Here is a 23,766-nt window from a genome sequence, read left to right as displayed (position 1 = left end):
CCCATGTTCGGATTCCCGATCGAGGCGGTGATCGTCGCCGTGCTGGCCGCCATCGCCGCCGGTTTCGTGCGCGGCCTGGCGGGCTTTGGCCTGTCGGTGGTGCTGGTGCCGGTGCTGCAACTGGCCATCGCGCCGAGCGCCGCCGTGCTGGTGGGCATCATCTCGCTATTCCTGATCGGCCTGACCGACGTGGGGCGCATCCGCCGCGATGCGGATCGTTCGGCGATACCCATCGCCGCGCTGGCGCTCGCCTGCATGCCGCTCGGCCTGTGGGCGCTGGTCGCCTTGCCGCCGGCCTGGGCCCGCCTGCTGATCGCGCTCGTCTCGCTCGGCGCGTTCGTCCTCGTCGTAGTGCCGCTGGGCAAAATCGTGATGCCGCGCCGCCCCGCGATGGCGCTGTCGGGCTTCTTCACCGGCTTCTTCGGCGGGTTCGCCGGGATGCCGGGGCCGGGCATGGCCCCGTTCTACTTGCGCGGACGGCTGGAGCCGAAGGCCGCGCGGGCATCCATGATGGCGATTTTCCTGGTGCTGACGCCGATCTCCGCCGCCGTGTTCGTCTGGCTGGGGGTCGGCGGCATGTCCGAACTGGAACTGGCCCTGCTGCTGTTTCCGGCCGTGCTGCTGGGCGACTGGTTCGGCCACCGCGCCTTTGGCAGTGTCACGCCGCGCCAGTGGCAGATCGCCACCGCACTGGTGCTGGGCGGAGCGGCGCTCGGCGCCCTTTACAAGCTGGCGGCCTAGGCGTCCTGTAGCGCGGAGACCTCGGTCAGCACGCGGTCCGCCCATTCGGGGCGGCAGATGAGCAGGTCTGGCATGTAGGTGTCGCGATTGTTGTAGACGAGCGGGCTGCCGTCGATGCGCGAGCAGTGCAGGCCGTACGCATTCGCGACCGCTGCCGGAGCGCAGCTGTCCCACTCGTACTGTCCGCCCGAATGCAGGTAGATTTCCGCTTCGCCGCGCACCACGGCCATGGCCTTGGCGCCGGCGCTGCCCATGCCGACCAGTTCGCCGCCAATGGCTTCCGAGACGGCCACGGCCTCGGCGGCGGGACGGGTGCGACTGACGACGAGGCGCGGCCTTTCGGCAGCGGCCGGCAGCGCAGAAGGTTCGTCACTGCTGAGGACGATGCCGAGACCGGGCAGAGCCACGGCGCCGATTTCGGGCTTTCCGCCGATGGTCAGCGCCACGTGCACGGCCCAGTCGGTGCGCTCCTCGCCATATTCGCGCGTGCCGTCGACCGGGTCGACGATCCACACGCGCTCTTTCGAGAGGCGCTCGTCGGTATCCTTGCTTTCCTCGGACAGCAGGCCGTCTTCGGGGCGCTGCTGGCGCAGGGCATGGACGAGGAACTGGTTGGCGGTCTCGTCCCCCGCCTTGCCAAGAGCCTTGCCCTCGAACATGCGCGACGCGCGCACCTCCAGCAGGATGCGTCCGGCACATTCGGCCAGGTGGGCGGCAAGCCGGGCGTCGTTCATATCGGGATGACTCACTTTAGCGGCAGGATCTGCTGGATGATGTGATCGGCGGCCTCCTCGGGCGTCATCGCCACCGTGTTGACGGTGATCTCCGGGTTTTCCGGCGGCTCGTAGGGGCTGTCGATCCCGGTGAAGTTCTTCAGCTGGCCGCTGCGGGCCTTCTTGTAGAGGCCCTTCACGTCGCGCGCCTCGGCGACTTCCAGCGGCGTATCGACGAAGATCTCGATGAATTCGGCCTCGCCCACCATGTCGCGCACCATCTTCCGCTCCGCGCGGAAGGGGCTGATGAAGGCGGTGAGGACGATCAGACCGGCATCGGTCATCAACCGGGCGACTTCGCCGATGCGGCGAATGTTCTCGATCCGGTCGGCCTCGGTAAAGCCCAGGTCCTTGTTCAGGCCGTGACGCACGTTGTCGCCGTCCAGCAGGAAGGTGTGGCGGTTCATCAGCGCCAGCTTCTTCTCGACTTCGTTGGCGATGGTGGACTTGCCGCTGCCCGAAAGCCCGGTGAACCACAGCACGCGCGGCGTCTGGTTCTTCAGCGAGGCGTGGTGCTCGCGCGTGATGTCGGTGGCCTGCCAGTGCACGTTCTGGCTGCGGCGCAGGCTGAAGTTGAGCATGCCCGCCGCCACGGTGGCATTGGTGATCTTGTCGATCAGGATGAAGCCGCCCAGCGTGCGGTTGTCGACATAGGGCTCGAACACCAGCGGCTTGTCCGAATAGACTTCGGCCACGCCGATATCGTTCAGCGACAGCGACTTCGCCGCAAGCTCGTCCATGGTGTTCACGTCGATGCGGTATTTCGGCTGCTGCACCGTGGCCGAGACGGTCTGGGTGCCCAGCTTCAGCCAGTATCCGCGCCCGACATGCATGTCCTCGTCGTTGAGCCACACCAGCGTGGCCTCGAACTGGTCGGCGGTCTCGGGCGGGGTATCCGCCATGCAGATCACGTCGCCGCGCGAGCAATCTATCTCGTCGGCAAGGGTAAGGGTTACCGACTGGCCGGCCATCGCCTCGTCCAGTTCGCCGTCGAAGGTGACGATGCTCTTCACCGTGCTGGTCTTGCCCGATGGCAGCACGCGGACCGCGTCTCCCGGCTTTACCGAACCGGTGGCGATCAGGCCGGAGAAGCCCCGGAAGTCGAGGTTGGGGCGGTTGACCCACTGCACCGGCATGCGGAACGGCTTCTCGGCCGCAACGCTGGACAGGACTTCCACGCTTTCCAGGTGGTCGATCAGGCTCGGCCCATCGTACCAGGGCGTGTTTTCCGAAGGCGCGGTCGTGATGTTGTCGCCCTTGAAGCCGCTGATCGGCATGGGCGTGAAACTCTCGATGCCGATTTCCTCGGCGAAGGCGGCATAATCCGCCACGATCTTGTCGAACACGGACTGGTCGTAATCGACCAGGTCCATCTTGTTCACCGCCAGCACGATATTCCTGATGCCGATCAGGTGGCACAGATAGGAATGCCGCCGGGTCTGCACGAGCACGCCCTTGCGCGCATCGACCAGGATCACGGCGAGATCGGCGGTGGACGCGCCCGTCACCATGTTGCGCGTATACTGCTCGTGTCCGGGGCAGTCCGCGACGATGAACTTGCGGTTCTCGGTGTTGAAGAAGCGGTAGGCGACATCAATGGTGATGCCCTGCTCGCGCTCGGCGGCGAGGCCATCCACCAGCAGCGCGAAATCGATTTCGCCGCCCTGCGTGCCGACCGTCTTGCTGTCGTTGCTGAGCGCCTCGAGCTGGTCCTCGAAGATCATCTTGGAATCGTAGAGCAGTCGCCCGATCAGCGTGCTCTTGCCGTCGTCCACGCTGCCGCAGGTGATGAAGCGCAGCATGGTCTTGTGCTGGTGGGTTTCGAGGTAGGCGTCGATATCCTCGGCGATGAGGGCATCGGTCCGGTAGACGGAGTCGGGTGTCTGCTCGGTCATCAGAAATACCCCTCCTGCTTCTTCTTTTCCATTCCGGACCCGCCGGCATCCTTGTCGATCACGCGGCCCTGCCGCTCGCTGGTGGTGGTCAGCAAGGTTTCCTGAATCACTTCGGACAGGGTGCCGGCCTCGCTTTCAACCGCGCCCGTCAGCGGGAAGCAGCCGAGCGTGCGAAAGCGCACGGAGCGGGTGGTGATTTCGGGCAGCTCGCCAAGCACGTCCTTCAGGCGATCCTCGTCATCGGCCATGAACAGTCCGCCCTCGTAGATGAAGGTGGGGCGCGGGGCGGCGAAGTAGAGCGGGACGATCTCGATGTTCTCGAGCTGGATGTACTGCCACACGTCCAGCTCGGTCCAGTTGGAGATGGGGAAGACGCGGATGCTCTCGCCCTTCTTCTTGCGGGCGTTGTAGAGGTTCCAGAGCTCGGGACGCTGGTTCTTCGGGTCCCACCCGTGGCTGGATGTGCGGAAGGAGAACACGCGCTCCTTGGCACGGCTCTTTTCCTCGTCGCGGCGCGCGCCGCCGAAGGCCGCGTCGAAACCGTAGAGGTTCAGCGCCTGCTTCAGACCTTCCGTCTTCCACATGTCGGTGTGCAGCGGGCCGTGGTCGAAGGGGTTGATGCCGCGCTCCTTCGCCTCCGGGTTCTGGTAGACCAGCAATTCCATCCCGGATTTCTCGGCCATCTGGTCGCGCAGTTCGTACATGGCCCGGAATTTCCAGGTGGTATCGACATGCAGCAGCGGGAAAGGCGGCGGGGCCGGGTAGAAGGCCTTGCGCGCGAGGTGGAGCATCACCGCGCTGTCCTTGCCCACGGAGTAGAGCATGACGGGCTTGTCCGCCTCTGCCGCCACTTCGCGGATGATGTGGATCGCCTCCGCCTCGAGGCGTTCAAGATGGGTGAGGGCTCTCATGTTACTCGCTAGGTCTGCTGCAGTGCACAACACTCAAGGCATTATGCATCTGATATAGCAGAGGCAAAGGACAATAATTTTCTGGCTTGATAGCTGTGCCACAGTGGGGCGACAGCGCGGATCAGCTAGAAAGAAATCCCCGGCGCGATACGGTCGGCAAGAATGAGGGCCAGCGCACAGCCGCAAACGATCGCGCAACGCAGATGGTCCGCCCGGATGGCGATGGACAGACGTGTCTGGGCAAGAGCATGGGCCATGTCGTCGAAAATAGTCCTGAAAGCCCTAACAAAAAGTTAATTTCGCTCTGCCGGCACGTGCTGGCTGGCGCAATGGAAGCTTCCTCCGCCGGTCAGCACGGCATCGGCCCGCAGGCCCACTGCGGCGCGGCCGGGGAACAGGTCGCCGATGGCGGCGACGGCCTCCTCGTCGTGCGCCGAGCCGTAGGTGGGCACGACGACCACGTCGTTGGCGATGACGAAATTCATGTAGCTGGCAGGTTCCACCTCGTCGCCTTCGCCCATCCAGCCGGGGGAGGGAACGTCGCGAACATCCAGCCCGAACTTGCGGGCGCGGGCGCGCGCATCTTCATAGACCGCGGCATTGGGATCGTCGGGCGTGGAGGCGCGCGGGATGGCGATGGCGTTCTCGCCGACAAGCCGGGCGAGATTGTCGACGTGGCCGTCGGTGTGGTCGCCGGCAAGGCCATTGCCCAGCCACAGGACGCGGTCGAACCCGAGGTCTCGCTGCAGGTTGGCCCAGATCTGCTCGCGCGAGAGCGAGGGATTGCGATTCGGGTTCAGCAGGCACTGCTCGGTGGTGACGACGAGGCCACTGCCGTTGCTCTCCACCGCACCGCCTTCCAGGATCCAGTCGGCGCGTTCGTAGGGAAGCCCGCCGGCCTCGGCCAGGGAAGCGCCGGTCTCCTGGTCCCCTTCCAGCAGGTACTTCCCGCCCCAGCCGTTGAATCCGAAGCCCTGCGCGCGGCGCTGGCCGCCATCGCCCAGCACGGTCAGCGGTCCGGTGTCGCGCACCCAGATGTCGCCATAGGGGTGCCGCTCGAACGCGACGGCACCTGAAACCAGGTCCTTCGCGCGCATTTCCGTTGCGGCATCGCGCACCACCAGCCGCACCTGCTGGCCGGTTTCCGCGACGGCGTTGGCGAAGGCCGCCATCTGCTCCTGTGCGGGAGCGAGGTTCGCTTCCCACAGGTCGCCGTGGGCGGGAAAGCCGATCCAGATCCAGTCCTGCGGCGCCCATTCGGCGGGCATCAGATATCCCATCGGATCAGCACCCCTCGCTGCTGGCGGCGCAGCTTTCCTGCCGGACCGCGCGGAACTCGTCGCCCTCGTTCCATTCGGGCCAGTCGGTGGTGTTCCCCAGCGCACGCGCAAGTCGGAAATAGAGGTCGAGGTCCTGCATCAGGCCCGACCAGTCCCAGTTCGCGTCGTATTCGTCGTCCGGGCCGTGATAGGCGTTGGCGCGATAGGCGGCTTCCGCCGCTTCGCCCGCTGCCGTGCCGCCATCGACCAGGTCGAGGCCCGACTTGACGTAGAACATCGGCACCCCGCGCTTCACCATCGGGAAGTGGTCGGAGCGGTAGTAATAGCCCGCCTCGGGCGCGGGATCGGGAGAAGCGGTGCGACCCTGCGCCAGCAGCGCGGTGGCGAGGTAATCGTCGAGCTCGCTCTTGCCGCCGCCACGCACGTTGACGTCGCGCGTCTCGCCGCGAACGGCGATGCCGTCCATGTTGATGCCGCCCACCGTCTGGCTCAGCGGATAGACCGGGTTGGCGGCGTAGTATTCCGCGCCCAGCAGGCCGGATTCCTCCGCCGTCACCGCCAGGAACACCAGGCTGCGATCGGGTGCCCCGACCTCCACGTGGGCCTCGGCCAGCGCCACCAGCGCGCCGGTGCCGGTGGCGTTGTCCACCGCGCCGTTGCAGATGTCGTCGCCGTCTTCGTTGGGCGTGCAGCGACCCAGGTGGTCCCAGTGCGCGGTGTGGAGGATGACCTCGTCGGGACGCTCGGTGCCCGGCAGGATGCCGATCACGTTGTTCGAGGTGTAGCGGCGGGTGGTGTTGGAGAAGCTCGTCGAGACCGGCATGCCGAGCGAGACGGCCTCGAAGCCGGGCTGGCTGGCGGCCTCGACCATGGCCTGGAGGTCCATGCCCGCCGCTTCGAAGATGGTGGCCGCCGCGCCGTTGGAGACCCAGCCGTTCATCGCCGTCTGGTCCGACCCGTCGCCGCCCGTGTCGGCATAGGCCTGCGGGCCGCTCCAGCTCGATTCGACCACGTTCCAGCCATAGCTGGCGGCGAAATCCTCGTGCACGATCAGCGCGGCCGCGGCGCCCTGGCGGGCGGCTTCCTCGAACTTGTAGGTCCAGCGACCGTAATAGGTCATCGCACGCCCGTTGAACGGGCCTTCCAGCCCTTCGGCGGCGAAGTCGGGGTCGTTCACGAGGATGAGGGCCGTCTTGCCCGCCATGTCGACGCCCGCGTAATCGTTCCAGCCGCGCTCGGGGGCGTTGATGCCGTAGCCGACGAAAACCAGTTCGCTGTCCTGCACCGTGGTTTCCGGCGTCTGGCGATAGCTCACGCCGACCCAGTCCTCGCCATGGTCGAACGAAAGGTCGCCCACCTGAAGCGGTGCAAAGTCGCTGCCGGTGATTTCCACCAGCGGAACTTCCTGCAGCCAGCTGTCGCCGTTGCCGGGCTGCAGGCCCGCGGCCTCGAACTGCTCGACCAGGTAGTCCACGGTCATCTGTCCGCCGGGCGTGCCGGGCATCCGGCCCTCGAATTCGTCGGAAGAAAGGTTGCGGACACTTTCCTTCATCGTTTCCAGCGAGATCGGGGCGGAGGTCTCGGCTCCCTCCATCGTCGTGCAGGCAGCCAGTCCGAGAACGGCTAGCGAAGCGGCGATACGGATCATGGATATCCTTTCAGGAGAAATCATCGGCGGCCCATGTGGCACCGCCGCCGCGTCGGGGCAAGCGCGAGAGGGCTTGAAGCGCGCCGCGCGCACAGGCAGGACGCGAGGCGATGACCGCCGACTGGCAATCCGCCCTGGAGCGCGCCCGCGCGCACTCGCCCTTTCTCAGGCGGGCGATGGACAATCGTCCCGAGCTTGTCGAGCTGATGAGCAAGGGCGCGGCGCAGGAAGCCCTGAACGCCGCCAGGCAGGATAGCCTGGAGCACGAGGACACGGCCTATTCGCTGCGCCGCCGCCGCCTGTCGCTGGCCCTGGTGCTGGGCGTGGGCGACCTTGCAGGAGCGTTCTCGCTGGAGACCGTGATGGCGGAGCTGAGCGACTTCGCCGATACCGCGCTCAACGAAGCCATGCTGGCTGTCGTGCGCCGCCGCGTGGAGGATGCCGGCACCGACGGCTTCACCGCGCTGGCGCTGGGCAAGCAGGGCGCGCGCGAACTGAACTATTCTTCCGACATCGACCCGATCCTGCTGTTCGATCCCCAACGCCTGGCCCGCCGCGACCGGGACGAGCCGGGCGAGGCGGCGCAGCGCTATGCGCGCCAGCTGGTGGAACTGCTGGGCCAGCCCACCGGCGAGGGTTACGTGCTGCGCGTCGACCTGCGGCTGCGCCCGGCCAGCGAGGTCTCTCCGCTCGCCATTCCATTTGCTGCAGCCATTTCCCATTACGAAAGCAGCGCGCTGGCCTGGGAACGGGCCGCCTTCATCCGCGCGCGCGCCGCTGCCGGCGACGTGGTGGCGGGCGAGCATTTCCTCGAGGAGATCCGTAGCTTCGTCTGGCGCAGAAGCCTCGATTTCACCGCCATAGAGGAAGTGCGCCGCCTTACCGCGCGCATCCGGGCGGCCTACAAGGGCACGACCAGGGTCGGCCCGGGCTTCGACATCAAGAAGGGTAGGGGCGGCATTCGCGAGATCGAATTCTATGCCCAGACCCACCAGCTGATCTACGGCGGGCGCAATCCCGCCCTGCGGCGGCGCGGCACGCGCGCGGCGCTGGATGCCCTGGCCGACGCGGAAATCATCGGCCGGGAAGACGCGCAGGTGCTGGGCGACAGCTACGATCGGCTGCGCGTGATCGAACACCGGCTGCAGATGGTGAACGACCGGCAGACCCATGCCCTGCCCGATTCGGCGGAGAAGATCGACAACGTCGCCCGGCTCGGCGGCCTGCCCGATGGCACCGCGCTGGTGGAGGAGGTCCGCGCCATCTGCGACCGCGTGGCCGCCCGCTACGACGACCTGCTGGGCGAGGACGACGACGAAGCGCAAACGATCGTCGCCGTGCCCGAAGACTTCCGCGAAAGGTTCGAGGAACGGGTGGAAAGCTGGCGCGGCTCGATCCGCGCGCTGCGCTCGGAAGAGGCGCGCAAGGCCTTCGACGCCATGCGCGCCGATCTGCTGGAAGCCATCGCTGCCGCCCCCGACCCGGACCATGCCCTGGCCCGCTGGGAAACCCTGCTGGAGCGCCTGCCGACGGCCATCAACCTCTTCCGCCTGTTCGAACAGCGGCCGGGCCTGCTGGACCGGGTGCTGCGCATTCTCACCCTCGCGCGGCCGCTGGCAGACGCGCTGGCCCGCCGCGTGGAATTGCTCGATGCGCTGATCGATCCCAGCGCGCTGGACCTGCCCGGTTCGATCGAGAGCCTGGCGGCGCGCATGGAGGCGAGCGAGGAAAGCGACACCGAATCGCGGCTCGACCGGCTGCGCCAGGTGGTGGGGGAAGAGCGGTTTGCGCTGGGCGCGCAGATGGTGGAATGCCGGCACGACCCGCTGGAGATTGCCGAGGGCCTGTGCCGCGTCGCCGAGGCCGCCGTGCGCACCGGGGCAGACGCGGCGATCGCCGATTTCCGCGCCAAGCACGGGACCATACCCGGCAGCGAACTGGTGATCCTCGGGCTGGGCCGCCTGGGCGGGGGCGCGCTGACCCATGCCTCGGACCTCGATATCGTGTTCCTGTTCACCGATCCGGGCGAGATCGGCGTCGAATCCGATGGCGAGCGTCCCCTCTCGACCGTGCTCTACTACAATCGCCTGGCCGCGCGCGTGTCCGCCGCGCTCAGCGTTCCGACCGCGGAGGGCGCGCTTTACGAGGTCGACACGCGCCTGCGACCGCAGGGCAAGCAGGGTCCGCTCGCCACCGGCCTTGCGGCCTTTGCCAAGTACCAGCACGAAACGGCATGGACCTGGGAACACATGGCCCTGGCCCGCGCACGACCGATCTACGGCTCGGACGAGGCCCGCGCCGAACTGTCCGGGATCATCCAGGATGTCCTCAAGACCCCGCGCGACCCCGCGAGGCTGAAGGCCGAAGTGCTCGACATGCGCGCCGAGATGCTCGCCGCAAAGCCGCCGCAGGGTCCGCTGGACGTGAAGCTGATGCGCGGCGGACTGGTCGATTCTGAATTCCTCGTCCACTACCTGCAATTGCGCGAGGGCCTGGGCTTCGAGCCTGCCATCGAGGAGGCGATCTCCGAACTGGCCGAGGCCGGGCTGCTGCCAGCCGATTATGCCCGCCATCACCTTGACCTGACCCGCTACCTCGTCGCGGTCCGCCTGTTCGCGCCCGATGGCAACGAGCCTGTCGAACCGACCCGCAAGGTGCTGGCGCAGGCATGCGGCGAAGACAGCTATAAGGCCCTGTTGCAATCGCTGGCGAAGGCGAGGCAGGAAATAGCCGCACAATGGGCCGAGCATTTCGGCGAGACACTGGAGATTGACTGATGAGCGACGAGCTTCCCGGCGAAGGCGACCCGATGCCCGACGTGGCGATGGAAGGCGCGGACGGTGCGACCGTGAAACCTTCCGATTACCGCGGGCAGAAGCTGGTGGTGTTCTTCTATCCCAAGGACATGACACCCGGCTGCACGACCGAGAACGTCGAATTCAGCGCCGCGCGTGATGACTTTGCGGCGGCGAACACGGCGCTGCTGGGCGTATCGAAGGACCCCTACGCCCGCCACGAGAAGTTCATCGCCAAGCACGACCTTACCGTGCCTCTCGCTTCCGATCCCGAGGAAGGCGGCCTTTCCGATGCGCTGGGCATCTGGACCGAGAAGTCGATGTACGGGAAAACGTTCATGGGCATGGTTCGCACCACCTACCTTGTCGACGCGGAAGGCAGGATCGCCCGTGTCTGGCGCAAGGTGAAGGTGAAGGGCCACGTGGAAGAGGTGCTTGAAGCCGCCAGGGCGCTGTAAGCTTCCCTGGTGGCCGATCTCTCGCAAGCGATCCGCGCGGCTTTGCTGACAGGCGACAAGCGCGGCAAGGTGATGGCCACGCGCGCCCTGGTGCGGGCCTGGCGACGGGGCGACCTGCCCACCGCCTTCACGGCGCCCATGCCCGATAGCCCTGCCTGGCCCGCCGAACTGGAGGTGCTGCCGCCGGGACAGATGCCGAAGCGAGGGAAGGGCGGTTCGCAGCGCAATCGCGTGGCGCTGTGGCATTCGCTGGCTCACATCGAATTCGTCGCCATCGACCTTGCCCTGGATATCGTGGGACGCTTCGGGGCGGAGATGGGCAATGCGTTCATCGCCGACTTCCTGCACGTCGCGGCGGACGAGGCGATGCATTTCGCGCTGATCGAACGGCACCTGGCGAGCATGGGCGCGGCCTATGGCGACCTGCCCGTTCATGCCGGGCTCTGGCAGTCGGCCGAAGAGACGGCTCACGATGTCGGCGCGCGGCTGGCGGTGGTTCCGATGGTGCGGGAGGCGCGCGGTCTGGATGTCACCCCGAAAACGCTGGAACGCGTCGAATCGCAGGGGGATTCGCGCGGCGCGGCGATTCTCCAACGAATCCTTGACGACGAAATCCGGCACGTTTCCGCGGGATCAAGGCACTTTGCGGACTTTTGCCGCATCTGCGGCAAGGAGCCGAAAAAGCACTGGAAATTCTTGGTGAAGCGTCATTTCAGGGGGACCCTGAAGCCGCCGTTCAACGACTCGGCGCGTCTTGCAGCCGGTCTATCGCGCGATCTCTACGCAAGTGTTGCTTGATTAAGATTTCCGCTCATACCTCAGAACATCAGAGGCGGGGACGAGTTCCGGGTCTCTTGAAAAAATGGGTTTCGAAGAACCGGAAAAGCCGGGTCGCCATAAGAACCGAAAGGGCGTTGGAAAGCGCCTGACGAAGCAAGAGGGATCGTATGCTCGTCAAGATTGCTACCATTCTCGCCATGGGCACTGCGGCTGTCGCCAGCCCCGCCATGGCCGAAGAAGCGCCTGCAACCGGCGTTATCGACACCAACACCGTGACCCAGGCACCGCTTGGAGACGACGAGGAATTCACCGAGCTGTTCGCCAGCTGGGAAGAGCTGGAAGACGGTGGCCGCGTGACTTCCGCCGGCGATATCATCGCCGCTCCGCGGATTGCCGTGTCGGTGCCTTCGCGTATGCCGGTCGACGGCGTTCGCCTCACCAGTTCCTTCGGCATGCGCGATCACCCGATCCTGCGCCAACGCCGCCAGCACAACGGCGTCGATCTTGCCGCACCGCGCGGAACGCCGGTCTATGCCACGGCCGACGGTCTGGTCGAAATGGCCCAGTACTACGGCTCCTATGGAAACTACGTCCAGATCGGCCACGGCAGCGATCTCGAGACGCGCTATGCCCACCTGTCCAGCTACACCGTTCGCGATGGCGACCAGGTGCGCAAGGGCGACCTGATCGGCTACGTGGGCTCCACGGGCCGTTCCACCGGCCCGCACCTGCACTACGAAGTGCGCGTGGCCAACGAACCGGTCAACCCGATCCCCTACATGGTCGCGCATCTCGAGACTTCCGAAGAGGAAGGCGCTGCGCGCGGCGGACCGGAATAAGGGCCCCCGCCACAATCTGTTTTCCTGAAGCGGCTGCTAGGTTTCTAGCAGCCGTTTTGCCATGCGGCGCACTTCCTCGCCCATGTCGGGGCGTTCCATCGCCAGCGCCAGCGTGGCTTCCACGAACCCGAGCTTGCTGCCGCAGTCGTAACGGCGTCCCTCGAAGGTCACGGCGTTGAAGGGCTGCGTACCGATCATCCTTGCCATGGCGTCGGTCAGCTGGATTTCCCCGCCAGCGCCCTTTCCCTGGTCCTCAAGCGTGCGCATGACCTCGGGCTGGAGGATGTAGCGGCCGGAAACGATCTTGTTCGACGGCGCTTCGTCGACCGGCGGCTTCTCCACCAGTCCGCGCACCTCGGTAAGCGCACCGTTTTCCTCGCCCGGATCGATGACGCCATAGCTGGATACGTCCTCGTGAGGCACTTCGAGAACCGAGATCAGGTTGCCGCCCACTTCGTTGTAGGCCTTCACCATCTGCGCCATGCATCCCGGTTCGCCCACCATCATCTCGTCGGGCAGCAGGATGGCGAACGGCTCGTCCCCCACGATGGCGCGGGCGCACCAGATGGCGTGGCCAAGGCCAAGCGGCACCTGCTGGCGCACGGTGATGATGTCGCCCGGCGTGAAGCGGCTGGAATCTAGGACGCTGAGGTCCTTGCCCCGCTCCTGCATGGTCGTCTCGAGTTCGTAGGCGACGTCGAAATGCTCGACGATGGCGGTCTTGCCGCGACCGGTGACGAAGATCATCTGCTCGATCCCCGCCTCGCGCGCCTCGTCCACCGCGTACTGGATCAAGGGGCGGTCCACGATCGGCAGCAGTTCCTTGGGAATGGCCTTGGTGGCGGGGAGGAAGCGGGTGCCCAGTCCGGCGACGGGGAACACGGCCTTGCGGATAGGTTTGCGAGTGGTCATGCCAGACGTTTGGAACGCGCTGCCCGCAGGGTCAACCGCATTGCGGCAGGCATAAACCTATGTGGTGACGAATTTGCGCTGCGCTTTTCGCCAGAACTTTCAGCGACCCCGTGCGTTGCAGGGTCAAGGAAAGGAGACAGCCAATGCTTCTCAAACTCGCAGCACTGGGTGCCCTGGGATATGCCGGGTACCGCTATTACGATCGCAACATGCGCAACGACAAGAACGAGGCCTTTGCCGCCAACCAGGCGGGTGGGTCCAACTATCAGCAGATTCGCGATGCCGGCCCGTCCGCGATGGCCGACAAGCCGAAGAAGGACACCTGGGACGAGGTGGACGAGGAAATGGACGAAAGCTTCCCCGCCAGCGATCCCCCGGCGAACTACTGATCGAAGCGCCGGCGAAGGTCGGCCACCAGCCACAACCTGATGGCAGTCGCGAGGCCGGGCGCATGCTCGGCCTCGATACGTTCGGCATCAATCCGCGCGACGACGGCATTGACCGGCAGCCGTTCGCGCGCCGCCACCGCGTGCAACATGTCCCAGAACAGCGGCTCGAGGCTGATCGAGGTCTTGTGGCCGGCAATCTCGACCGAGCGTTTCACGGGAGGGTGGTAAGGCGTATCCATCGCCCGCTACCCTAGGCGGGCGAGACGTCCGGCCCTACGAATTTTTTGGGGTGGCTGGCCGCGCGGGCAGGGACTAGGCCGAGGCCATGTCGCACGGCTACGACGCACTGACGGAAAAGGAAAAGGATACGCTGCGGCTGATCCTGGGTGGTCACGACGCAAAGTCGATGGCGCGCGAACTGGAGCTATCGGTCCACACCGTCAACGAAAGGCTGCGCAGCGCACGGCGCAAGCTGTCCGTGACGAGCAGCAAGGAAGCCGCGCGGCTCCTGCTGGAAGAGGAGGAAGGGAGCGCGACCCCCGAATTCCTTGGTCACAAGCAATTGGGGGAAGCCGCGCGCGGCTCCGGCGCGGCAAGGATGCCTTCCGCAAAGGCAGGGATCGCCCCCGCCTGGATCGTCGCAGGAGCCATCTTCATGTCCCTAGTTCTCGCCCTTCTCGCCCTTTCGCCCACGATGCCTGTTCCCCAGGCAGGACCGGACGACGCCCGGACTGCCTCCGTTGCCGCAACCGATGCCGAGGCGGAAGACGCTGCGCGCGATTGGCTGGCCCTTACCGACGCCAGCGACTGGCAGGCGAGCTACGAGGCCACCGGCACCGCATTCCGCCGATTGAACTCGCAGCAGGTGTGGGAAGACGCTTCGATACAAGCGCGCGTGCCGCTGGGCACCGTCACCAGCCGCGAGGCGATTGCGTTCCAGAATCTGCCCGCGCCGCCCGCGGGATACACCGTGGTGCGCTTTCGCACCGATTTCGCCGAGCGCGCGGGGGTCACGGAAACGGTTACGCTGGAGCGCGAAGGCGGGTCGCTGAGAGTGGTCGCCTACCTCATCGACTGACATTCCATGACGGGGGCGTCCACCGGACGTCCCCGCATGGCCGTCAGTACATGTGCTGGCCGCCGTTGATCGACAGCGTGGAGCCGGTGATGAAGGCCCCCTGCTCGCTGGCCAGGAAGCTGACGCCGCGGGCGATCTCGCTCGCCTGGCCCAGGCGGCCGACCGGGATCTTGGCGACGATCTTCTCCAGCACGTTTTCGGGCACCGCGGCCACCATGTCGGTATCGATATAGCCCGGCGCGATCGCATTCACGGTGATGCCGTAGCGCGCACCTTCCTGCGCCAGCGCCTTGGTGAAACCGTGAATGCCGCTCTTCGCGGCGGCATAGTTCACCTGCCCGTACTGACCGGCCTGGCCGTTGATCGAGCCGATGTTGATGATGCGGCCCCACTTGCGATCCTTCATGCCGGCGAAGGTCGCCTTGGCCATGTTGAAGCAGCCGCCAAGGTTGGTGCGCATCACGTCGTCCCACTCTTCGTAGCTCATCTTCAGCAGGGTGCCGTCGCGGGTGATGCCAGCGTTGTTCACGACCACGTCGATCGGGCCGACCTCTTCGGTGATCTTCTGGCAGGCGGCGATGGTGGCTTCGTGATCGCCCACGTCGAACTTGTAGGTAGGGATGCCGGTCTCGTCGCTGAAGGCACGGGCCTTTTCGTCGTTGCCGGCATAATTGGCGACCACGGTGAATCCGTCCTCGCGCAGGGCTTCGCAAATGGCGCGCCCGATTCCGCGCGTTCCCCCGGTAACGACTGCTACGTGTGCCATGTCTGCCTATCCTCTCCGTTTCGTGTTTGCCCTGTTGTTAGCCATGCCTCGCCGGGCACGCAAAACAAAACCCCGCCGAGGCGGGGTCCTGAAGAACTAGGATTGCTTGAGCCGTCAGAAGCGGAATTGCGTGCCGACGTAGACGGCCTGGCTGTCCTGCTGGTCGAGATTGGGAACCGGGATGAGGTCGCGGTCCTGCTCGTACCGCACGCCGGCGGTGATATCGAGATTGCGGGTGAGGCGATAGCTGCCCGCAACGTCGAGCATCTGGTCGGCAAGCTTTTCACCCGAGACGGCGACTTCGTTCGATTCGCCATCCCCGTCGAGCTCGATCCGGGCGGCAAAGCGGCTCGGCTCCTCGCGCGTGGCGCGGCGCGGAGCAAATTCGGCCAGGTCGGGAATCCGCGCCTGCGACAGCTTGTCGGACAGGGCGGGTGCGGAAATGGTTCGCGCCGGTGCCTGGGTCTGGGCCTGGGCGAAGCTGGAATAGCCGCGAGCGAGACCGAGGTTGTAGCGCGTGGGCGTGACGCGCAGGCCAGCCGGCCCGGCGTCTGCCATGCGCTGCGAGGCGATGGAACTGTTGGCAAGCGCATCGGCCGTCTGCTGATCCACCCGCACTGCGACGGTGACCGAACGCGATACGGGCGATTCGGCAGCGCCGGCGGGCGTGAAGCGCATCATCCGCGCTTCGCCGCTGCGCGAGGCAAGAAACTGGGCCAGGCGCGGATCGGCATCGGCAGGGGTGAAGGCCACGAAGGCCTCGGGCACGCCTTCTTCTACGCTATCCTCGGTCAGGGAACCGAAGGCGAAGCCGGCACTGGGAAGCGCGACGGCAAGCAGCGCGGCAGACGCAGCTAGCGTTGCCTTTCCTGCTGTTCGTTTGCGCAACAAAACCATGATGCCTCTCTATCCCCAGTCAATGGACTCTCGATGAACGCGGCGGTTCCTCGATTCGCCGAGTCGCGTCGACACCTTCAATAGCTACGCCCCGCTGATGTTAAATTCCAGACATCGCTTTGCAACCGAAAGACTTTTCGCACACTGTTGCAGCTTGTCCACAGGGTGCCCCGCCGGCTTTCCCGATTCCGAGGCTTGCGACTCGCCGTATTAAGCGGACATTCACGGCATATGGGTGCTTTTGCCGCTTCGCCTTGCCGCGGGCCGCATCCCCGTTATAGAGGCCCGTTAACGATGCCGGCATCGCGCCGGTCTGCAGCGACATTCGTGTTTACAGGACCCATGATGGCAACTTCCACCGTTCGCACCCTGACCCGCCGGATCGCCGGCGCCGCCATGCTCGGCACCGCCGCGTTCGCGCTATCCGCCTGCGGGGGCGGCAACGACGAGCGGCTGCGCACCGATCTCGCGGCAGCCCGCGTCACCTTGATCGGGGTGAATTCCTATCTCTGGCGCGCCAGCCTGGAGACGCTGTCGTTCATGCCGCTCACCCAGGCGGACAGCGCCGGCGGCGTGCTGGTGACCGACTGGTATGCCGATCCCGCAAACCCCAACGAGCGGGTAAAGGTCTCGGTCGCGATACTCGACCAGGACCTGCGCGCCGATGCCCTGCGCGTCGCCGCCAGCCGTCAGGTGCTGCAGGGCGGCACCTGGGTGGAAGCGCCGGTGCAGGCGGCCACGGTTCAGCGGCTGGAGGATATCATCCTCACCAAGGCGCGCGATCTCAGGCGTTCCGCCGTCAGCTAACTTCCCCTAGGGGCACCACATGACCGCAGAACGATTCGATCCGTCTGTCGCCGACGGGCGCTGGCAACGCGCGTGGGACGAGGCCCGGTGCTTCGAGGCCGACAGCGCCAGCGAAAAGCCCAAGACCTACGTGCTGGAGATGTTCCCCTATCCCAGCGGGCGCATCCATATCGGCCACGTGCGCAATTACACCATGGGCGACGTGCTGGCGCGCTATCACGCGATGCGCGGGCGCGAGGTGCTGCATCCCATGGGCTGGGACGCCTTCGGCATGCCGGCCGAGAATGCGGCGATGGAAAAGGGCGTGCATCCGGGCGGCTGGACCTACAAGAACATCGAGACGATGAAGGGACAGCTCAAGCAGCTGGGCTTCGCGCTCGACTGGAGCCGCGAATTCGCCACCTGCGATCCCGAATACTACGGCCACGAGCAGGCGCAGTTCATCGACCTGTTCGAGGCGGGCCTGGTCTATCGCAAGGAAAGCGAGGTCAACTGGGACCCGGTCGACATGACCGTGCTGGCGAACGAACAGGTGATCGACGGCAAGGGCTGGCGCAGCGGCGCCGAGGTCGAGAAGCGCAAGCTGAACCAGTGGTTCCTGAAGATCACGCAGTTCGCCGAAGACCTGCTGGAAGGCCTCGATACGCTGGAGGACTGGCCGGAAAAGGTGCGGCTGATGCAGGCCAACTGGATCGGCAAGAGCCAGGGCCTGGAATTCGCGTTCGATCTCTCCAATGGCGAGCGCTTGCCCGTCTACACCACGAGGCCCGACACGATCTTCGGTGCCAGCTTCGTGGCGGTCGCCGCCGATCACCCCGTGGCCCAGTCGGTCGCCGCCGACAGCGGCGAGGCGCGCAGCTTCATCGAGCTGTGCAAGAAGGGCGGCACCACGGCCGCAGAACTGGAAACGGCGGAGAAGCTGGGCTTCGATACCGGCATCACCGCGCGCCATCCCTTCACCGGTGCCCGGCTGCCGCTCTACATCGCCAACTTCGTGCTGATGGACTACGGCACCGGCGCGATCATGGCCGTGCCGGGCCACGACCAGCGCGATTTCGAATTCGCCACCAAGTACGACCTGCCGATCCCGCGCGCGGTCGCTCCCAGCGTGGACGAAGCGGCCAGGCCGTTCGACGGCGAGGCGGAGGCGGGCGAGGGCGTCCTCGTCAATTCTGATTTCCTCGACGGCATGAGCGTGGAGGATGCCAAGGCGGAGGTCATTTCCCGCGCCGAAGCGGGCGGATGGGGCAAGGGCACCACGGTGTGGCGCCTGCGCGACTGGGGCGTTTCGCGCCAGCGTTACTGGGGCACGCCCATTCCCTTCATCCACTGCGATACCTGCGGCGTGGTTCCCGTGCCCAAGGACCGGTTGCCGGTGAAGCTGCCCGAGGACGTGTCTTTCGACACCCCCGGCAATCCGCTGCTGCGCCATCCCACCTGGAAGGACACCACCTGTCCCAGGTGCGGGGGCGACGCCCAGCGCGAGACCGACACGCTCGACACCTTCGTCAATTCCAGCTGGTATTTCCTGCGGTTCGCCAGCCAGCCGAAGGACAAGCCGTTCGACGCGGCGGAAGTCGCCCAGTGGATGCCGGTGGACCAGTACATCGGCGGCATCGAGCACGCGATCCTGCACCTGCTCTACGCCCGTTTCTGGACCCGCGCGCTGGCGCACTGCGGCAAGCTGGACGTGACGGAGCCGTTCGCCTCGCTGTTCACGCAGGGCATGGTCACGCACGAGACCTACAGCCGCAAGGAAGGCCCGCGCGAGGTGTACTACACTCCCGCCGAGATCGACCGATCCAGCGAAGGCGCGGTGCTCAAGGACGACGGTCAGCCGGTGCAGATCGGCAAGGTTATCAAGATGTCCAAGTCGAAGAAGAACGTCGTCGACCCCGAGGACATCATCCGCGACTACGGCGCCGACGCGGTGCGCTGGTTCATGCTGTCCGATTCCCCGCCGGAGCGCGACCTGCCTTGGTCCGAAGCCGGCATCGAGGGCTGCGGCCGTTTCGTCCAGCGCCTGTGGCGGCTGTTCGGCAAGTACGAGGACGGCACATCGGGCGAGGACAAGGACCTTGCCCGCAAGACCCACCAGACCATTGCCGCCGTCGCCGAGGACATCGAGGCCCTGGCCTTCAACAAGGCGGTGGCGCGGATCTACGAACTCGCCAGCGCGGCCGAGAAAGCGGCCCCTTCCGCTGACCGCAACCACGCGATCCGCTCGCTGCTGCTGATGGCCAGCCCGATGATGCCGCACCTCGCCGAGGAAGGCTGGGCCGCGATGGGAGGCAAGGGACTGGTGGCCGAAGCGAGCTGGCCCGAGGTGGACGAGAGCCTGCTGGTCGACGATGAAGTCACGATCGCCGTCCAGCACAAGGGCAAGCTGCGCGACACGCTGACCGCGCCCGCCGATGCATCGCGCGAAGACCTCGAGGCGCTTGCGCTCGCCAGCGAGAAGGTCCAGCGTTCGATCGATGGTGCGGAAATTCGCAAGGTGATCGTGGTGCCCGGAAGGCTGGTGAATATCGTCACATGATGCGCCGCGCCGCCCTTGCCCTGGCACTTGCCGCCCTTTCCCTGCCCCTCTCCTCGTGCGGGCTGCAGCCGATCTATGCAGGCGGCGGAAGCGGTTATGTGGCGCGCGAACTCGCCGCGATCGAGGTGCCCGCCATTCCGGGCCGCGAAGGCTGGCTCGTCCGCAATGCCCTGACCGACAGGCTGGGGCGCGGCTCCGGCGACAGTGCCTCGCAATACCGGCTCGACATCGTGCTGGACGACGACCTCGAAGGCCTCGGCCTGCTGACGGACGACACCATCGGTCGTCAGCGCCGTATCCTGCGGGCGCGCTACCAGCTGGTGGACCTCGCCACCGATACCATCCTGGTCGATGCGACGGCAGGGTCCGACGCGGGTATCGACGTAGTCAGTTCCGAATTCGCGACGATCGCCGCCGAGCAGACGGCCCTGGAAAACCTGGCGCAGGAAGTGGCCGACCAGATCGTGGTGCGGCTGACGCGAGCCCTGCGCGAACGGCAGTGAGCGCGGGCGGGTGAAGGCGACCCAGCGCGACTACGCCCAGGCTGCGCAGAAGGCGGCAGGCAAGCTGCGCATATTCTTCTTCTGCGGGGCCGACGAAGCCGGCGCGTCCGCTGCCGCTCGCAAGCTGATCGAGAACCTCGACGAGCCGGGCGAACGGGTGGAACTGTCCGGCAGCGATTTGCGATCGGACCCGGTGCGCCTGGTGGACGAGGCGCGGTCCACCTCGCTGTTCGGCGACACCCGTCACATCCTTGTCCGGGCGTCGGGCGAGGAAGCGCACGATGCGATCAACACCTACTGCGAACTGGCCGACCGTGGCGAGGCCGACGCTGCCTGGCCCATCTTCATCGTCGCGACCTCGGCCACCGACAAGTCCCGCAGCGCAAAGCTGCTGATCAAGCGCGGCGATGCGCTGGTGGCGGTCTTCTACCCGCCCGACCTTCGCTCCGTTACCGCAGACGTGCGCGCCATGGCCGATGCGGCAGGCATGCGCCTCAATGGCAACCTTGCCGAACGCATCGCCCATGCCGCCGGGCTCGACGTGCGGCTTGCGCAGAGCGAGGTCGAGAAGCTGGCGCTCTATCTCGACGCATCTCCGCAGGCCCCCAAGCAGGCGAGCACCGACGATTTCGATGCCATCGGAGCCTCGACGGAGGAGGACGGCTTCATGCCGCTGGTCAACGCGGCGCTGGGCGGCGAGGTGCGCAAGCTGCCGAGCGAACTGCGGCGATTGCGGGAGGTCTCCCTCAACCCGGTGGGCGTGGCGTTGGCCCTTGAACGACGCGCGGCGCAACTCGCGCGGCTCTCGGCCAACATGAGGCCAGGAGATGACATGCAGGCCTTCCTGAAGTCGCAGGGCGTGTTCTTTCGCGAACACCGCGAGGTCGGCGATCAGCTGCAGCGCTGGAGCGGGGGCAAGCTGGAAAGGCTAGTGCCCCGCCTTGCGGAACTGCACCGGTCGTTGCTGGCGAACAGCCAGATGGCGGAGCTGATCCTGGCACAGGAACTGGCGCAAATTGCCCGCTATGCGGCCGCGCGCCGCTAGGGCTGCATTTCGCCCCTCCAGGCTACGGAACACACCCCGGCACTAATCTCCTTCGCATTTGCAAAAATTAGTGTCACGGGACCTTTATTGGGTTACGTGGTTTCCCCTAAGGGCAGAGCGTGTTGCACGCTCCTTGTCGAGGGTTCGCTATGGATTTATCAGGCGCTGATCAAAGGGTTGAGGCAGAAGACCTGCTCTCACCGCCCGACGATCATGCCGTCGCTACCCCGCGCCTGCCGACCGCTCCTCGCAATGGCCTTGCCGGATCACTCGAGCGAAAGCGGCTGCAATACTACCTCCTGATGCTGGTTTCCGACATCGTCATCCTGGTGTCGTGCTTTGCCGTCGCGACGATAGCCTATTACGGCGGAATACCTATTTCCGTCGTGCTGCGGGGAGGCATGGCGCCCGGTTTCCTGCTGCTTCCGCTGTTCCTGACCATCGCGCTCTACAACAATTCCTATTCGCTTTCCTCGCTGACCCAGCCGAACAAGGCCAGCCTGCGCATCGTGGCCGCGATCCTGATTTCCGCGGCGCTGCTCAACTTCCTGGCCTTCTTCGCCAAGGGGAACGCCGAATTCTCCCGCGTGATATTCACGTCGGGCATCGGCGGTTCGGTTCTGCTGATGATCGGGTTCCGCTTTGCCTTTACGCGCTGGCTCGTCCGGCGCTGGGGGCCCAATCCGAAGAACCAGCTGGTGATCTACGATGGCGGTCCCCGGTTTACCTTGCCCTACGCCTATCACGTCGATGCCGAGGAATACGGGCTCGAGCCCACCTTCGACGACCCTACCGCGCTGGATCGCCTGTCGAAGTTCCTCTCAAACATGGACGAGGTTATCGTGAGTTGCAGCACGGAGGACCGGGTGCGTTGGGCGGAAGTACTCAAGGGTTCGGGCAGGCATGGCGAGATCGTCTCCGAATTCACCAGGGAAATCGGGGCCCTCGGCGTCATCCATCACTCTTCCGCCAACGTAAGCTCGCTTCTCGTTTCGACGGGCCACCTCGGGATGCGGTCGCGCGTGCTGAAGCGCATGTTCGACGTTTCGATCTCGCTGGCAGCGCTGATCGTGCTGTCGCCCCTCATGTTGTTTGTGGCCCTGGCGATCAAGCTGCACGATGGCGGCCCGGTCTTCTTCCTGCAGCGACGCATGGGTCGCGGGAACCAGTTCTTCGACATCTACAAGTTCCGCTCGATGTCGGAGACGGATGCCAACGGGGACCGTTCTGCGTCGAGGGATGACGACCGGGTCACTCCGATAGGCCGGTTCATTCGCCGGACGAGCATCGACGAACTGCCGCAGCTCATCAATGTCCTGAAAGGCGACATGAGCCGTCGCTGCTCGACTATCCGCTGCGCAACCAGACGATCCTGTGCATGGCGGCAATCCTCATCGTCCTCCTGGCAGGACGTGCGCGGAGACGCGAAGCATGATCAGGATAGCCGCCGCGATCGCGATGCTGGTCATCGCGATTCCCGTCACCCTTGCGCAGCTGGATCAGCAGGCGCGCCTCTCGCCCGCGTTTGCAGCGGTCGTGCCTGACGCGTTCAGCGGCAGTGCCGCACGCGAACGCAGCAAGATCGCCTTGCAGGTAGCCCAGCCCGACCTGGCCGTCGACGAAGCGCGCGCGCAGATCTCGCTGCGTCCGATACCGGCGGAATCGCTCACGATCCTGGCCCTAGCCGCTCTCCAGGCGGGCGATGGCGAGACGGGCCGCCTGGCGCTGGAGGCTGCAAGCCGCCGCGGCTGGAGAGAGCCGATCTCGCAGCTGGCAAGCGGGCAGGGAGCCTTCGAGCAGGGGGAATACGAGATCGCCTCGCAGCGCGTCGTGGCCCTGCTTTCCACCGGCAACCTGACCGACCCCGCGCTGGGCCTGCTGGCCGGCATCGTCGTCGTGCCCGAGGGGCGGGAGGCCATGGCCACCAGGCTGGCGAGCGCTGGGCGCTGGCAGACCAACACCCTTGGCCTGGCCGCTGGCGTTGCGGAGCCGGGCGATTGGGCGGCGACGATTGCATTGGGGCTGGAAAAGGGCGCCGAGCTACCCTGCAGCGCGCTGGAGCGGCTGGCCATGCGCTATGAGCGGGACGGTCATCCTGAAGCTGCCAGCACGCTCGCCGCCAGCGATTGCCTCAGCGACTGATCAGTCGCCTTCCGGCACGGCGAAGGTGCCGGTGACCCGGCCCGTATTGCCTTCTCCCTGCGCGCCCGCTCCGTCCACGCTGGACAGCCCCGAATTGAGATCGATCACCAGCCGTCCACCGTCCAGCGTATCGCCCCCGCGGCGCAGCGCGACGTTGCCCGACAGCACGATTACCCGCCGGTTGAAGTCGTAGACGGCGGCATTGCCGCTGGCCCGCTCGCTGCCGCGCGTCACCGTAACGCCGCCGGTCGCATCGATGCGCTGGATGCGCAGGCTGCCTGCGTCGCTGTAGGCGACGGTGGTGCGCGCTGCCGTCAGCCGCAGGTCGCCCTGCTCGATCACCACGTCGCCGGACAGCACGACGCGGTTCTGCCGATCCTGCAGTTCGATCCGGTCGGCGGCGTAGTTCACCGGCTGGTTGGAGTTGAACCCGGCAATCGTCTGCGCCCCGGCAATCGAGCCGAAGGACAGGGCGGCGACCGCTCCCGCCAGAAGGCCGCCCGCAAGCCCGCGCGTGGCCAGACGCCCCAGCGAAAGGCGCGATAGCGTAGAGGCACGTGTCATGCTG

The 23,766-nt window shown here is 66.0% G+C and carries 23 protein-coding genes; 13 read left to right on the top strand and 10 right to left on the bottom strand.

All coding sequences use genetic code 11. The features are described 5' to 3' along the window. Positions 1–3 precede the first annotated feature (3 nt). Positions 4–741, top strand: coding sequence for a sulfite exporter TauE/SafE family protein (locus AAA989_RS06265; protein ID WP_338241884.1), 738 nt, complete (start codon positions 4–6; stop codon positions 739–741). Here AAA989_RS06265 and AAA989_RS06260 read toward each other — a convergent pair. The 5 genes from AAA989_RS06260 to AAA989_RS06240 form a co-directional block, all read right to left on the bottom strand. Next, a complete protein-coding gene (locus tag AAA989_RS06260) occupies positions 738–1,475 on the bottom strand; it encodes a 3'(2'),5'-bisphosphate nucleotidase CysQ (protein ID WP_338241883.1) in 738 nt (245 codons plus the stop codon). The genes AAA989_RS06265 and AAA989_RS06260 overlap by 4 nt on opposite strands. Positions 1,476–1,486: 11 nt before the next feature. Continuing rightward, the gene (gene cysN / locus AAA989_RS06255; protein WP_338241882.1) at positions 1,487–3,409 is read right to left on the bottom strand and encodes a sulfate adenylyltransferase subunit CysN; all 1,923 of its coding nucleotides are present in this window, start codon (positions 3,407–3,409) and stop codon (positions 1,487–1,489) included. Beyond that, the gene (gene cysD, locus AAA989_RS06250) at positions 3,409–4,320 is read right to left on the bottom strand and encodes a sulfate adenylyltransferase subunit CysD (RefSeq protein WP_338241881.1); all 912 of its coding nucleotides are present in this window, start codon (positions 4,318–4,320) and stop codon (positions 3,409–3,411) included. Before cysD ends, cysN begins: the two co-directional genes overlap by 1 nt. 293 nt (positions 4,321–4,613) lie before the next feature. Beyond that, complete coding sequence (locus AAA989_RS06245) at positions 4,614–5,588, bottom strand: agmatine deiminase family protein (RefSeq protein WP_338241880.1); 975 nt, start codon at positions 5,586–5,588, stop codon at positions 4,614–4,616. A gap of 16 nt (positions 5,589–5,604) precedes the next feature. Next, a complete protein-coding gene (locus tag AAA989_RS06240) occupies positions 5,605–7,248 on the bottom strand; it encodes a M28 family peptidase (RefSeq protein WP_338241879.1) in 1,644 nt (547 codons plus the stop codon). A 110-nt stretch (positions 7,249–7,358) separates the two neighbouring features. On the opposite strand from AAA989_RS06240, the gene glnE reads away from it, so the two are divergent. The 4 genes from glnE to AAA989_RS06220 all read left to right on the top strand — a co-directional run bounded on the left by glnE (position 7,359) and on the right by AAA989_RS06220 (position 12,120). Next, complete coding sequence (gene glnE, locus AAA989_RS06235; RefSeq protein ID WP_338241878.1) at positions 7,359–10,025, top strand: bifunctional [glutamate--ammonia ligase]-adenylyl-L-tyrosine phosphorylase/[glutamate--ammonia-ligase] adenylyltransferase; 2,667 nt, start codon at positions 7,359–7,361, stop codon at positions 10,023–10,025. Then, positions 10,025–10,501 carry a peroxiredoxin gene (locus tag AAA989_RS06230; RefSeq protein WP_338241877.1) on the top strand — a complete coding sequence of 159 codons (477 nt, stop codon included), beginning with the start codon at positions 10,025–10,027 and terminating at the stop codon, positions 10,499–10,501. Before glnE ends, AAA989_RS06230 begins: the two co-directional genes overlap by 1 nt. Before the next feature lie 6 nt (positions 10,502–10,507). Then, positions 10,508–11,299, top strand: a complete 792-nt coding sequence (locus tag AAA989_RS06225; RefSeq protein WP_338242190.1) for a ferritin-like domain-containing protein — start codon at positions 10,508–10,510, stop codon at positions 11,297–11,299. 149 nt (positions 11,300–11,448) lie between these two features. After that, on the top strand, positions 11,449–12,120 hold the full coding sequence (locus AAA989_RS06220; RefSeq protein WP_338241876.1) for a M23 family metallopeptidase: 672 nt from the start codon (positions 11,449–11,451) through the stop codon (positions 12,118–12,120). Positions 12,121–12,156: 36 nt separating this feature from the next. Here the strand turns inward: AAA989_RS06220 and galU are convergent, their stop codons facing one another. Next, positions 12,157–13,032: a UTP--glucose-1-phosphate uridylyltransferase GalU gene (gene galU, locus AAA989_RS06215; protein ID WP_338241874.1), complete on the bottom strand. Its 876-nt coding sequence runs from the start codon at positions 13,030–13,032 to the stop codon at positions 12,157–12,159. 143 nt (positions 13,033–13,175) lie between these two features. Here galU and AAA989_RS06210 point away from each other — a divergent pair, with 143 nt between their 5' ends. Beyond that, positions 13,176–13,421, top strand: coding sequence for a hypothetical protein (locus AAA989_RS06210; RefSeq protein ID WP_338241872.1), 246 nt, complete (start codon positions 13,176–13,178; stop codon positions 13,419–13,421). Here the strand turns inward: AAA989_RS06210 and AAA989_RS06205 are convergent. Next, positions 13,415–13,660: a ribbon-helix-helix domain-containing protein gene (locus tag AAA989_RS06205; RefSeq protein ID WP_338241871.1), complete on the bottom strand. Its 246-nt coding sequence runs from the start codon at positions 13,658–13,660 to the stop codon at positions 13,415–13,417. The genes AAA989_RS06210 and AAA989_RS06205 overlap by 7 nt on opposite strands. An 86-nt stretch (positions 13,661–13,746) precedes the next feature. Between AAA989_RS06205 and AAA989_RS06200 the strand changes: the two genes are divergently transcribed. Then, positions 13,747–14,499, top strand: coding sequence for a DUF4019 domain-containing protein (locus AAA989_RS06200; RefSeq protein ID WP_338241869.1), 753 nt, complete (start codon positions 13,747–13,749; stop codon positions 14,497–14,499). Positions 14,500–14,542: 43 nt separating this feature from the next. Here AAA989_RS06200 and phbB read toward each other — a convergent pair whose 3' ends face one another. Both phbB and AAA989_RS06190 read right to left on the bottom strand, forming a co-directional pair. Beyond that, positions 14,543–15,265 carry an acetoacetyl-CoA reductase gene (phbB, locus tag AAA989_RS06195; protein ID WP_338241868.1) on the bottom strand — a complete coding sequence of 241 codons (723 nt, stop codon included), beginning with the start codon at positions 15,263–15,265 and terminating at the stop codon, positions 14,543–14,545. Positions 15,266–15,379: 114 nt separating this feature from the next. Beyond that, the gene (locus tag AAA989_RS06190) at positions 15,380–16,162 is read right to left on the bottom strand and encodes a hypothetical protein (RefSeq protein WP_338241867.1); all 783 of its coding nucleotides are present in this window, start codon (positions 16,160–16,162) and stop codon (positions 15,380–15,382) included. A 345-nt stretch (positions 16,163–16,507) separates the two neighbouring features. On the opposite strand from AAA989_RS06190, the gene AAA989_RS06185 reads away from it, so the two are divergent. The 6 genes from AAA989_RS06185 (at position 16,508) to AAA989_RS06160 (ending at position 23,198) form a co-directional block, all read left to right on the top strand. Further along, complete coding sequence (locus AAA989_RS06185; RefSeq protein WP_338241866.1) at positions 16,508–16,969, top strand: DUF3576 domain-containing protein; 462 nt, start codon at positions 16,508–16,510, stop codon at positions 16,967–16,969. 19 nt (positions 16,970–16,988) lie between these two features. Further along, positions 16,989–19,508 carry a leucine--tRNA ligase gene (gene leuS, locus AAA989_RS06180; protein WP_338241865.1) on the top strand — a complete coding sequence of 840 codons (2,520 nt, stop codon included), beginning with the start codon at positions 16,989–16,991 and terminating at the stop codon, positions 19,506–19,508. Next, on the top strand, positions 19,505–20,011 hold the full coding sequence (gene lptE, locus AAA989_RS06175) for an LPS assembly lipoprotein LptE (RefSeq protein WP_434781427.1): 507 nt from the start codon (positions 19,505–19,507) through the stop codon (positions 20,009–20,011). Before leuS ends, lptE begins: the two co-directional genes overlap by 4 nt. A 10-nt stretch (positions 20,012–20,021) precedes the next feature. After that, entirely contained in the window at positions 20,022–21,056 is a 1,035-nt protein-coding gene (gene holA / locus AAA989_RS06170) for a DNA polymerase III subunit delta (RefSeq protein ID WP_338241864.1), read from the top strand. A 149-nt stretch (positions 21,057–21,205) separates the two neighbouring features. Beyond that, positions 21,206–22,600: a sugar transferase gene (locus AAA989_RS06165; RefSeq protein ID WP_338241862.1), complete on the top strand. Its 1,395-nt coding sequence runs from the start codon at positions 21,206–21,208 to the stop codon at positions 22,598–22,600. After that, positions 22,488–23,198 (top strand): hypothetical protein, encoded by a 711-nt coding sequence (locus tag AAA989_RS06160; RefSeq protein ID WP_338241861.1) that lies wholly within the window; start codon positions 22,488–22,490, stop codon positions 23,196–23,198. Before AAA989_RS06165 ends, AAA989_RS06160 begins: the two co-directional genes overlap by 113 nt. On the opposite strand, the gene AAA989_RS06155 is transcribed toward AAA989_RS06160, so the two are convergent. Beyond that, entirely contained in the window at positions 23,199–23,762 is a 564-nt protein-coding gene (locus AAA989_RS06155; RefSeq protein ID WP_338241860.1) for an LptA/OstA family protein, read from the bottom strand. It abuts the gene before it with no gap. Positions 23,763–23,766: the final 4 nt, after the last annotated feature.

This window comes from Aurantiacibacter hainanensis, from assembly GCF_036321025.1.
GTDB classification, from domain to species: Bacteria; Pseudomonadota; Alphaproteobacteria; order Sphingomonadales; family Sphingomonadaceae; genus Alteraurantiacibacter; species Alteraurantiacibacter hainanensis.
This window is presented reverse-complemented; position numbering and strand designations above follow the sequence as displayed.